The organism is Peribacillus sp. RS7 (assembly GCF_041956845.1).
Taxonomy (GTDB): Bacteria; Bacillota; Bacilli; order Bacillales; family DSM-1321; genus Peribacillus.
Genome location: NZ_CP168135.1, coordinates 2152005 through 2163643, shown reverse-complemented (window position 1 = coordinate 2163643; position 11639 = coordinate 2152005). Strand labels below are relative to the sequence as shown.

Genomic DNA, 11639 nt, shown 5'->3' with positions numbered 1-11639 from the left:
GTGATGCTTTTCTTTCCTATCTGAATGAATTACTCATTCAAAACTGAACAAAACAAAAGCGCTCTCGTAATTATCCTTAGAAAGGAGGTGATCCAGCCGCACCTTCCGATACGGCTACCTTGTTACGACTTCACCCCAATCATCTGTCCCACCTTAGGCGGCTGGCTCCATAAAGGTTACCTCACCGACTTCGGGTGTTACAAACTCTCGTGGTGTGACGGGCGGTGTGTACAAGGCCCGGGAACGTATTCACCGCGGCATGCTGATCCGCGATTACTAGCGATTCCGGCTTCATGTAGGCGAGTTGCAGCCTACAATCCGAACTGAGAATGGCTTTATGGGATTCGCTTACCTTCGCAGGTTTGCAGCCCTTTGTACCATCCATTGTAGCACGTGTGTAGCCCAGGTCATAAGGGGCATGATGATTTGACGTCATCCCCACCTTCCTCCGGTTTGTCACCGGCAGTCACCTTAGAGTGCCCAACTGAATGCTGGCAACTAAGATCAAGGGTTGCGCTCGTTGCGGGACTTAACCCAACATCTCACGACACGAGCTGACGACAACCATGCACCACCTGTCACTCTGTCCCCCGAAGGGGAAAGCCCTATCTCTAGGGTTGTCAGAGGATGTCAAGACCTGGTAAGGTTCTTCGCGTTGCTTCGAATTAAACCACATGCTCCACCGCTTGTGCGGGCCCCCGTCAATTCCTTTGAGTTTCAGCCTTGCGGCCGTACTCCCCAGGCGGAGTGCTTAATGCGTTAGCTGCAGCACTAAAGGGCGGAAACCCTCTAACACTTAGCACTCATCGTTTACGGCGTGGACTACCAGGGTATCTAATCCTGTTTGCTCCCCACGCTTTCGCGCCTCAGTGTCAGTTACAGACCAGAAAGTCGCCTTCGCCACTGGTGTTCCTCCAAATCTCTACGCATTTCACCGCTACACTTGGAATTCCACTTTCCTCTTCTGCACTCAAGTCCCCCAGTTTCCAATGACCCTCCACGGTTGAGCCGTGGGCTTTCACATCAGACTTAAAGAACCACCTGCGCGCGCTTTACGCCCAATAATTCCGGACAACGCTTGCCACCTACGTATTACCGCGGCTGCTGGCACGTAGTTAGCCGTGGCTTTCTGGTTAGGTACCGTCAAGGTACCAGCAGTTACTCTGGTACTTGTTCTTCCCTAACAACAGAACTTTACGACCCGAAGGCCTTCTTCGTTCACGCGGCGTTGCTCCGTCAGACTTTCGTCCATTGCGGAAGATTCCCTACTGCTGCCTCCCGTAGGAGTCTGGGCCGTGTCTCAGTCCCAGTGTGGCCGATCACCCTCTCAGGTCGGCTACGCATCGTCGCCTTGGTGAGCCATTACCTCACCAACTAGCTAATGCGCCGCGGGCCCATCTATAAGTGACAGCCGAAACCGTCTTTCCATCTTCTCTCATGCGAGAAAAGAACGTATCCGGTATTAGCTCCGGTTTCCCGAAGTTATCCCAGTCTTATAGGCAGGTTGCCCACGTGTTACTCACCCGTCCGCCGCTAATCTCAGGGAGCAAGCTCCCATCGATTCGCTCGACTTGCATGTATTAGGCACGCCGCCAGCGTTCGTCCTGAGCCAGGATCAAACTCTCCGAAGAAATGTTTGACTTGCTCATTTTGCTTTTTTGATAGTGTGTGCTCACTTAAAATTTAACGTTGGCGCTTTGTTTTGTTCAGTTTTCAAAGAGCAATTTGATCCTTTTAAAGAATCAACTTTCTAATCATATCAAAGCCATTTGAGCTTGTCAAGTTTTTTTTGGTGGAGCCTAGCGGGATCGAACCGCTGACCTCCTGCGTGCAAGGCAGGCGCTCTCCCAGCTGAGCTAAGGCCCCAAAAAAATCATGGTCGGGAAGACAGGATTCGAACCTGCGACCCCTTGGTCCCAAACCAAGTGCTCTACCAAGCTGAGCTACTTCCCGAAAAAAATATGGTGCGCCCGGCGGGAGTCGAACCTACAACCTTCTGATTCGTAGTCAGATGCTCTATCCAATTGAGCTACGGGCGCATATTAAGATGGTGCCGAGGACCGGAATCGAACCGGTACGGTAGTCACCTACCGCAGGATTTTAAGTCCTGTGCGTCTGCCAGTTCCGCCACCCCGGCATAAATAAATAGTGGAGCGGAAGACGGGATTCGAACCCGCGACCCCAACCTTGGCAAGGTTGTATTCTACCACTGAACTACTTCCGCAAACATGCGGGTGAAGGGACTTGAACCCCCACGCCTTGCGGCGCCAGATCCTAAGTCTGGTGCGTCTGCCAATTCCGCCACACCCGCATAATAAAATGGTGAGCCATGAAGGATTCGAACCTTCGACCCTCTGATTAAAAGTCAGATGCTCTACCAACTGAGCTAATGGCTCATATAAACTATTTATATATGCTATATTAAGCTTGTATGAAGATGGTGCCGGCAAGAGGACTTGAACCCCCAACCTACTGATTACAAGTCAGTTGCTCTACCAGTTGAGCTACACCGGCAGGTGTAAAATGGTGGAGGATGACGGGATCGAACCGCCGACCCTCTGCTTGTAAGGCAGATGCTCTCCCAGCTGAGCTAATCCTCCATATATAACTGCTTGGCGGCGTCCTACTCTCACAGGGGGAAACCCCCAACTACCATCGGCGCTGAAGAGCTTAACTGCCGTGTTCGGAATGGGAACGGGTGTGACCTCTTCGCTATCGCCACCAAACAATAAAGGAACGTTGTTCCTTCAAAACTAGATAATAAGAAGGTATTTCATTTTTTAAAAAGCGTTGGTTAAGTCCTCGATCTATTAGTATCAGTCAGCTCCACATGTCGCCACGCTTCCACCTCTGACCTATCAACCTGATCATCTTTCAGGGATCTTACTAGCTTGCGCCATGGGAAATCTCATCTTGAGGGGGGCTTCATGCTTAGATGCTTTCAGCACTTATCCCGTCCGCACGTAGCTACCCAGCTATGCCTTTGGCAAGACAACTGGTACACCAGCGGTGCGTCCATCCCGGTCCTCTCGTACTAAGGACAGCTCCTCTCAAATTTCCTGCGCCCGCGACGGATAGGGACCGAACTGTCTCACGACGTTCTGAACCCAGCTCGCGTACCGCTTTAATGGGCGAACAGCCCAACCCTTGGGACCGACTACAGCCCCAGGATGCGATGAGCCGACATCGAGGTGCCAAACCTCCCCGTCGATGTGGACTCTTGGGGGAGATAAGCCTGTTATCCCCGGGGTAGCTTTTATCCGTTGAGCGATGGCCCTTCCATGCGGAACCACCGGATCACTAAGCCCGACTTTCGTCCCTGCTCGACTTGTAGGTCTCGCAGTCAAGCTCCCTTGTGCCTTTACACTCTACGAATGATTTCCAACCATTCTGAGGGAACCTTTGGGCGCCTCCGTTACTCTTTAGGAGGCGACCGCCCCAGTCAAACTGCCCACCTGACACTGTCTCCCACCCCGATAAGGGGCGCGGGTTAGAATTTCAATACAGCCAGGGTAGTATCCCACCAACGCCTCCACCGAAGCTAGCGCTCCGGCTTCTCAGGCTCCTACCTATCCTGTACAAGCTGTACCAAAATTCAATATCAGGCTGCAGTAAAGCTCCACGGGGTCTTTCCGTCCTGTCGCGGGTAACCTGCATCTTCACAGGTACTATAATTTCACCGAGTCTCTCGTTGAGACAGTGCCCAGATCGTTACACCTTTCGTGCGGGTCGGAACTTACCCGACAAGGAATTTCGCTACCTTAGGACCGTTATAGTTACGGCCGCCGTTTACTGGGGCTTCGGTTCAAAGCTTCGCTTGCGCTAACCTCTCCCCTTAACCTTCCAGCACCGGGCAGGTGTCAGCCCCTATACTTCGCCTTGCGGCTTCGCAGAGACCTGTGTTTTTGCTAAACAGTCGCCTGGGCCTATTCACTGCGGCTTTTCCGGGCTATTCACCCTAAAAAGCACCCCTTCTCCCGAAGTTACGGGGTCATTTTGCCGAGTTCCTTAACGAGAGTTCTCTCGCACACCTTAGGATTCTCTCCTCGCCTACCTGTGTCGGTTTGCGGTACGGGCACCTTACATCTCACTAGAGGCTTTTCTTGGCAGCGTGGAATCAGGAACTTCGGTACTATATTTCCCTCGCCATCACAGCTCCGCCTTAATGGAAACGGGATTTGCCTCGTTTCCGGCCTAACTGCTTGGACGCGCATATCCAACAGCGCGCTTACCCTATCCTTCTGCGTCCCCCCATCGTTCAAACGATGTATAGGTGGTACAGGAATATCAACCTGTTGTCCATCGCCTACGCCTTTCGGCCTCGGCTTAGGTCCCGACTAACCCTGAGCGGACGAGCCTTCCTCAGGAAACCTTAGGCATTCGGTGGAAGGGATTCTCACCCTTCTTTCGCTACTCATACCGGCATTCTCACTTCTAAGCGCTCCACCAGTCCTTCCGGTCTGACTTCAACGCCCTTAGAACGCTCTCCTACCATCGACACCTAATGGTGTCAATCCACAGCTTCGGTGATACGTTTAGCCCCGGTACATTTTCGGCGCGGAGTCACTCGACCAGTGAGCTATTACGCACTCTTTAAATGGTGGCTGCTTCTGAGCCAACATCCTGGTTGTCTAAGCAACTCCACATCCTTTTCCACTTAACGTATACTTTGGGACCTTAGCTGGTGGTCTGGGCTGTTTCCCTTTCGACTACGGATCTTATCACTCGCAGTCTGACTCCCAAGAATAAGTATTTGGCATTCGGAGTTTGACTGAATTCGGTAACCCGTTGGGGGCCCCTAGTCCAATCAGTGCTCTACCTCCAATACTCTCATCTTGAGGCTAGCCCTAAAGCTATTTCGGAGAGAACCAGCTATCTCCAGGTTCGATTGGAATTTCTCCGCTACCCACACCTCATCCCCGCACTTTTCAACGTGCGTGGGTTCGGGCCTCCATTCAGTGTTACCTGAACTTCACCCTGGACATGGGTAGATCACCTGGTTTCGGGTCTACGACCTCATACTCATTCGCCCTATTCAGACTCGCTTTCGCTGCGGCTCCGTCTTATCAACTTAACCTCGCATGAAATCGTAACTCGCCGGTTCATTCTACAAAAGGCACGCCATTACCCATTAACGGGCTTTGACTACTTGTAGGCACACGGTTTCAGGATCTATTTCACTCCCCTTCCGGGGTGCTTTTCACCTTTCCCTCACGGTACTGGTTCACTATCGGTCACTAGGGAGTATTTAGCCTTGGGAGATGGTCCTCCCTGCTTCCGACGGGATTTCTCGTGTCCCGCCGTACTCAGGATCCACTCAGGAGGGAACGAAGTTTCAACTACAGGGTTTTTACCTTCTTTGACGGACCTTTCCAGGTCACTTCATTTACCCCGTTCCTTTGTAACTCCATGTTGAGTGTCCTACAACCCCAAGAGGAAAGCCTCTTGGTTTGGGCTAATTCCGTTTCGCTCGCCGCTACTCAGGAAATCGCATTTGCTTTCTCTTCCTCCGGGTACTTAGATGTTTCAGTTCCCCGGGTCTGCCTTCAGTACCCTATGTATTCAGGTAAAGATACTGTTCCATTACGAACAGTGGGTTTCCCCATTCGGAAATCTCCGGATCAAAGCTTACTTACAGCTCCCCGAAGCATATCGGTGTTAGTCCCGTCCTTCATCGGCTCCTAGTGCCAAGGCATCCACCGTGCGCCCTTTCTAACTTAACCGTTAAAAAGATCTTACAGATGCTTTGAAAAAAATTAATTGCCTTCTATCTATTATCTAGTTTTCAAGGAACAAAGCAGAAAGAATCCATCACATCGTGATGCTTTTCTTTCCTATCTGAATGAATTACTCATTCAAAACTGAACAAAACAAAAGCGCTCTCGTAATTATCCTTAGAAAGGAGGTGATCCAGCCGCACCTTCCGATACGGCTACCTTGTTACGACTTCACCCCAATCATCTGTCCCACCTTAGGCGGCTGGCTCCATAAAGGTTACCTCACCGACTTCGGGTGTTACAAACTCTCGTGGTGTGACGGGCGGTGTGTACAAGGCCCGGGAACGTATTCACCGCGGCATGCTGATCCGCGATTACTAGCGATTCCGGCTTCATGTAGGCGAGTTGCAGCCTACAATCCGAACTGAGAATGGCTTTATGGGATTCGCTTACCTTCGCAGGTTTGCAGCCCTTTGTACCATCCATTGTAGCACGTGTGTAGCCCAGGTCATAAGGGGCATGATGATTTGACGTCATCCCCACCTTCCTCCGGTTTGTCACCGGCAGTCACCTTAGAGTGCCCAACTGAATGCTGGCAACTAAGATCAAGGGTTGCGCTCGTTGCGGGACTTAACCCAACATCTCACGACACGAGCTGACGACAACCATGCACCACCTGTCACTCTGTCCCCCGAAGGGGAAAGCCCTATCTCTAGGGTTGTCAGAGGATGTCAAGACCTGGTAAGGTTCTTCGCGTTGCTTCGAATTAAACCACATGCTCCACCGCTTGTGCGGGCCCCCGTCAATTCCTTTGAGTTTCAGCCTTGCGGCCGTACTCCCCAGGCGGAGTGCTTAATGCGTTAGCTGCAGCACTAAAGGGCGGAAACCCTCTAACACTTAGCACTCATCGTTTACGGCGTGGACTACCAGGGTATCTAATCCTGTTTGCTCCCCACGCTTTCGCGCCTCAGTGTCAGTTACAGACCAGAAAGTCGCCTTCGCCACTGGTGTTCCTCCAAATCTCTACGCATTTCACCGCTACACTTGGAATTCCACTTTCCTCTTCTGCACTCAAGTTCCCCAGTTTCCAATGACCCTCCACGGTTGAGCCGTGGGCTTTCACATCAGACTTAAAGAACCACCTGCGCGCGCTTTACGCCCAATAATTCCGGACAACGCTTGCCACCTACGTATTACCGCGGCTGCTGGCACGTAGTTAGCCGTGGCTTTCTGGTTAGGTACCGTCAAGGTACCAGCAGTTACTCTGGTACTTGTTCTTCCCTAACAACAGAACTTTACGACCCGAAGGCCTTCTTCGTTCACGCGGCGTTGCTCCGTCAGACTTTCGTCCATTGCGGAAGATTCCCTACTGCTGCCTCCCGTAGGAGTCTGGGCCGTGTCTCAGTCCCAGTGTGGCCGATCACCCTCTCAGGTCGGCTACGCATCGTCGCCTTGGTGAGCCATTACCTCACCAACTAGCTAATGCGCCGCGGGCCCATCTATAAGTGACAGCCGAAACCGTCTTTCCATCTTCTCTCATGCGAGAAAAGAACGTATCCGGTATTAGCTCCGGTTTCCCGAAGTTATCCCAGTCTTATAGGCAGGTTGCCCACGTGTTACTCACCCGTCCGCCGCTAATCTCAGGGAGCAAGCTCCCATCGATTCGCTCGACTTGCATGTATTAGGCACGCCGCCAGCGTTCGTCCTGAGCCAGGATCAAACTCTCCGAAGAAATGTTTGACTTGCTCATTTTGCTTTTTTGATAGTGTGTGCTCACTTAAAATTTAACGTTGGCGCTTTGTTTTGTTCAGTTTTCAAAGAGCAATATCTTTCGAAACAGCTTATTTATAATAACATTTTTCATTACTTTAAGTCAACAACTTTTTTAAAACTTTTTTAAAGTTTGTAATCCGTTTGCAACTCGTTCGTAACGACAGATATAAATATAACACCATTACGTTAACTGCGCAATACCTTTTATAAAGTTTTTTTGAGATAATGTTGTTTTTCTTTCAAACCCCAGAATCCAATCACTTAAAAGACATGAAATTATAATTAAAAAACAAAAACCGAATCGGACATACCAGGATCATGAGCTAAACCCCATGAACCCAGCCATCCGAATTCGGCCCTGCAATCATTACTCATCTTGCATTATTAGCGATGTCTCATTAGCGGGAATAACAGGACGTCACGTATAGAAGGAGAATTGGTCAATAGCATAACCAAACGGTCAACACCAATTCCCAATCCGCCAGTTGGCGGCATTCCGTATTCTAACGCCTCCAAGAAATCTTCATCCATTTCATGTGCCTCATCATTACCTTGCTCTCGCTCTTTCAATTGAGCTTCAAAACGCTGACGTTGATCAATAGGGTCATTTAGTTCCGTGAAGGCATTTGCATGCTCCCTACCTACAATGAATAACTCAAAACGATCTGTGAAACGGGAATCTTCCGGATTTTTCTTTGCTAACGGAGAGATTTCCACCGGATGACCATAAATGAATGTAGGTTGAATTAACTTATCTTCTACCTTCTGTTCAAAGAATTCATTTACAATGTGACCAAACTCCATGGATTCCTTAACTTCAATCCCATTTTCTTTAGCGAGCTGTTGGGCTTCTTCTTTGCTCATTTGAGTCCAGAAGTCCACACCTGTATATTCTTTTACAGCGTCAACCATGTGAAGTCGTTTCCATTCCGGTTTTAACTCTATCTCATACTCCCCATACTGGATGGAAGTCATCCCTAGAACTTCTTGGGCTATATGGGCAATCAGGTTTTCCGTTAAGCTCATGATATCTTGGTAATCCGCATATGCCTCGTATAATTCAATCAATGTGAATTCAGGATTGTGTCTTGTAGATACTCCTTCATTCCTGAAAACCCGGCCAATTTCATAAACTTTCTCTAAACCGCCAACGATTAAGCGTTTCAGATGAAGCTCGATGGCAATCCTTAGATTCAAAGGCATATCCAAAGCATTATGGTGAGTAAGGAATGGGCGTGCAGCAGCTCCACCGGCAACAGAGTGCAACAGAGGCGTCTCCACTTCAAGGTATCCATGATCGTCCAAATATCGTCTCATGGCTTGTACAATACGACTGCGCATGATCAACGTATTTTTACTTTCCTCATTTGTAATTAAATCAACATAACGTTTCCGATAACGCTCTTCAACATCCTTCAGGCCATGAAATTTATCAGGCAAAGGGCGAAGCGCCTTTGCAAGGAACACATATTCTTTAGCTTTAATGGAAAGTTCCCCGACTTTCGTTTTGAAAATAACGCCAGTGACCCCCACGATATCGCCAAGATCTGTTTGGTTGAAAATTTGGTAAGAATCTTCACCTATTTTATCTAAACGGACGTAGATTTGGATTTGACCGCTAATATCCTGGATATGGGCAAATCCCGCTTTCCCTTTTCCACGCTTAGTCATGACACGGCCAGCGATCGTAACTTCGATTTCTTTTTCTTCAAGATCTTCTTTTTCTAATTCCCCATAAGCACTAACTATCTCCTGAGTGTTATGCGTACGCTCGAATCTGCTCCCGAAAGGGTCTTGTCCATTATCAATCATGGCCTGCATTTTATCGCGTCTTACCTGCAGTTGGTCATTCAATTCTTCATGACTCACGAAAATCATCTCCATCTTTATTAATAAACGCTTTATATAATTAATCAAAAATTCTTTTGCATACGTATTTATTCTTACATAAAGTAAAGGAATTCAACAGCTTTTTATCTTAAAAAGTTGTTTATGTACATATAAAAACTGCCAGGATTACTGGCAGTTCAAGATAAGCGTATTATAGGAAAACAGGAAGGTAATGTCAAACATCAGACCATTTGGATATTCTGTTGCTTCGCTTCAATCTCATCAACAAGTTCATAAAGAAGACTTACAACATCTTCCCTTGTTTCACAATCATTAATCCCTTTACGAGCTTTAGCATTCCCTTTAACACCTTTTAAATACCAAGATGCATGCTTACGCATTTCACGAACGGCAACATTTTCATTTTTCAATGCTATTAGACGATCCATATGAAGTACGCAAACATCCATCTTTTCACGAACTGATGGTTCATCCATCAGTTGACCGGTTTCTAAATATTTTACAGTCCGGTAAATCATCCACGGGTTACCTAGAGCTGCACGGCCAATCATGACTCCGTCAACACCAGTTTCCTTCAGCATTCTTTCCGCATCCTGCGGAGTTTCCACATCACCGTTCCCGATAAGCGGAATATTAATCGATTTCTTCACTTCACGGATGATGTCCCAGTTAGCTTTTCCTTCATACATTTGAACCCGAGTTCTACCATGCATGGAAACAGCTTTACCACCTGCACGCTCAACTGCCTGAGCATTTTGAATGGCAAACACATGCTCTTCATCCCAGCCTATGCGCATTTTCACCGTTACCGGCTTTTCAACTGCATCTACCACTGCCGAAACCATCTCATAAATTTTGTTTGGATCGAGAAGCCACTTCGCACCCGCATCACATTTAGTGATCTTAGGGACTGGGCAACCCATGTTGATATCAATGATGTCAGCATTTGTATTTTTATCTACAAACTTTGCAGCTTCGACCAAAGATTTCTTTTCTCCGCCAAAGATTTGCAAACTCAATGGCTTCTCTCTTTCATCTATATAAAGCATATTCATCGTTTTAGCATTTTTAAGTACGATTCCCTTGTCACTAACCATCTCCGCACAAACTAAACCAGCACCAAATTCCTTGACGGTCAAGCGGAATGCTGAGTTACAGACTCCCGCCATCGGTGCTAGCACTACCGGATTCTTCATTTCTATATCGCCTATTTTTAACACGTTGTCACCTCCTATAACATTCGTTCATTTATCCTCAGGTGGCTTAAGCTCCTCAATGGAAACATGAAGAATTTCCGCCACTTCCAGTAAAAATGCCTCTGAAGGGTTGCGGTTCCCTCGTTCGACTTCTCCCAGCAAGGAAACGGAAACACCTATTTCTCTCGCAAACCCTTCCTGGGTATAACCCTTTAACTTTCGAAAAGCGCGAATACGCCTTCCCCATTTTTCACCTTCCATAATCGAACTCCTTCTTTATCCGAAATCTGTTCAAGCAGGTCGCTCAAAGGTGCATGCATTTGCGGAAGTGAGATATCAGGGTCCACTTCCATTAAGGGCACGATAACAAAAGCCCTCTCGTGCATACGAGGGTGCGGGACTGAAAGAATCTCTGTCTCAATATTTTCATGATTATATAACAAAATGTCAAGGTCTAAAGTACGGGGACCCCATCTGATTTCCCTTTTTCTCCCTAAATCTTGTTCAATTTTCATACAAGCATGAAGTAATTCCTCGGGTTCTAAATCGGTTATCACTTTAAGGACAGCATTTAAAAAACAGTCCTGATCGGCATATCCTATCGGGTCCGTTTCATATAAAGAAGAGCAGGCCACCAACTTGATATGTGGATTTTCAGATAATAATCGGAAAGCCCTTCGGAATGTTTCAAGGCGATCCCCTAAGTTCGACCCTATTGAAAGGTAAGCAATATTTACCACAGTCAGCGTCCCCTTACAATCTCTATGGCAACTGAATCATAGTGACCCGCTATTGGGGGATCTGGTTTATAAACCTTCACGGTGCATGTCTCGATGGAGGAATATTTATTAAGTAGTTCAGAGGCAATTTTTTCAGCGACAGCTTCCACTAACTTAAAAGGTTCTCCCTCAACAACACTTTTACACACTTCATATAACTCGCCATAGTTGATTGAGTCTTCAAGGTGGTCACTCTTCCCTGCCTTGGCTAAATCAGTCTGGACGATTAAATCCACTTTAAACCGCTGACCAAGCTTCGTTTCTTCTGGAAATACTCCATGATAACCGTAAAACTCCATTTTATTCACATATATCTTATCCAT

5 protein-coding genes, 9 tRNA genes and 4 rRNA genes are annotated in these 11639 nt (G+C 47.8%); all 18 read right to left on the bottom strand.

The window, feature by feature from the left end; translation table 11 throughout:
• Positions 1–80: 80 nt before the first annotated feature.
• The 18 genes from ACDZ29_RS11060 to folB all read right to left on the bottom strand — a co-directional run bounded on the left by ACDZ29_RS11060 (position 81) and on the right by folB (position 11639).
• A 16S ribosomal RNA gene (locus ACDZ29_RS11060) occupies positions 81–1631 on the bottom strand.
• A 159-nt stretch (positions 1632–1790) separates the two neighbouring features.
• Positions 1791–1866 (bottom strand) — tRNA-Ala (locus ACDZ29_RS11055).
• 10 nt (positions 1867–1876) lie between these two features.
• Positions 1877–1953, bottom strand: a tRNA-Pro gene (locus tag ACDZ29_RS11050).
• Between the two features lie 9 nt (positions 1954–1962).
• A tRNA-Arg gene (locus ACDZ29_RS11045) sits at positions 1963–2039 on the bottom strand.
• A gap of 9 nt (positions 2040–2048) precedes the next feature.
• A tRNA-Leu gene (locus ACDZ29_RS11040) sits at positions 2049–2137 on the bottom strand.
• A gap of 12 nt (positions 2138–2149) precedes the next feature.
• A tRNA-Gly gene (locus ACDZ29_RS11035) sits at positions 2150–2224 on the bottom strand.
• Positions 2225–2229: 5 nt separating this feature from the next.
• A tRNA-Leu gene (locus ACDZ29_RS11030) sits at positions 2230–2311 on the bottom strand.
• A 9-nt stretch (positions 2312–2320) separates the two neighbouring features.
• Positions 2321–2396 (bottom strand) — tRNA-Lys (locus ACDZ29_RS11025).
• A 42-nt stretch (positions 2397–2438) separates the two neighbouring features.
• A tRNA-Thr gene (locus ACDZ29_RS11020) sits at positions 2439–2514 on the bottom strand.
• 10 nt (positions 2515–2524) lie between these two features.
• A tRNA-Val gene (locus ACDZ29_RS11015) sits at positions 2525–2600 on the bottom strand.
• Positions 2601–2610: 10 nt separating this feature from the next.
• Positions 2611–2726 (bottom strand): 5S ribosomal RNA (rrf, locus tag ACDZ29_RS11010).
• Between the two features lie 64 nt (positions 2727–2790).
• Positions 2791–5723, bottom strand: a 23S ribosomal RNA gene (locus ACDZ29_RS11005).
• A gap of 175 nt (positions 5724–5898) precedes the next feature.
• A 16S ribosomal RNA gene (locus tag ACDZ29_RS11000) occupies positions 5899–7449 on the bottom strand.
• The 16S, 23S and 5S rRNA genes sit together here with 9 tRNA genes alongside, the layout of an rRNA operon.
• 425 nt (positions 7450–7874) lie before the next feature.
• Positions 7875–9368: a lysine--tRNA ligase gene (gene lysS / locus ACDZ29_RS10995; protein WP_375091131.1), complete on the bottom strand. Its 1494-nt coding sequence runs from the start codon at positions 9366–9368 to the stop codon at positions 7875–7877.
• Between the two features lie 194 nt (positions 9369–9562).
• Positions 9563–10561 (bottom strand): tRNA dihydrouridine synthase DusB, encoded by a 999-nt coding sequence (dusB, locus tag ACDZ29_RS10990; protein WP_375090838.1) that lies wholly within the window; start codon positions 10559–10561, stop codon positions 9563–9565.
• 24 nt (positions 10562–10585) lie between these two features.
• Positions 10586–10798 (bottom strand): helix-turn-helix domain-containing protein, encoded by a 213-nt coding sequence (locus tag ACDZ29_RS10985; RefSeq protein ID WP_375090837.1) that lies wholly within the window; start codon positions 10796–10798, stop codon positions 10586–10588.
• Positions 10750–11277 carry a 2-amino-4-hydroxy-6-hydroxymethyldihydropteridine diphosphokinase gene (gene folK, locus ACDZ29_RS10980; RefSeq protein WP_375090836.1) on the bottom strand — a complete coding sequence of 176 codons (528 nt, stop codon included), beginning with the start codon at positions 11275–11277 and terminating at the stop codon, positions 10750–10752. Before folK ends, ACDZ29_RS10985 begins: the two co-directional genes overlap by 49 nt.
• A gap of 2 nt (positions 11278–11279) precedes the next feature.
• Positions 11280–11639 (bottom strand): dihydroneopterin aldolase, encoded by a 360-nt coding sequence (gene folB / locus ACDZ29_RS10975; protein WP_375090835.1) that lies wholly within the window; start codon positions 11637–11639, stop codon positions 11280–11282.

Bases quoted from the DNA above. Each gene is read 5' to 3' on its own strand.
- lysS (WP_375091131.1), bottom strand. From the start codon at position 9,368: ATGATTTTCGTGAGTCATGAAGAATTGAATGACCAACTGCAGGTAAGA.
- ACDZ29_RS10985 (WP_375090837.1), bottom strand. From the start codon at position 10,798: ATGGAAGGTGAAAAATGGGGAAGGCGTATTCGCGCTTTTCGAAAGTTA.
- folB (WP_375090835.1), bottom strand. From the start codon at position 11,639: ATGGATAAGATATATGTGAATAAAATGGAGTTTTACGGTTATCATGGA.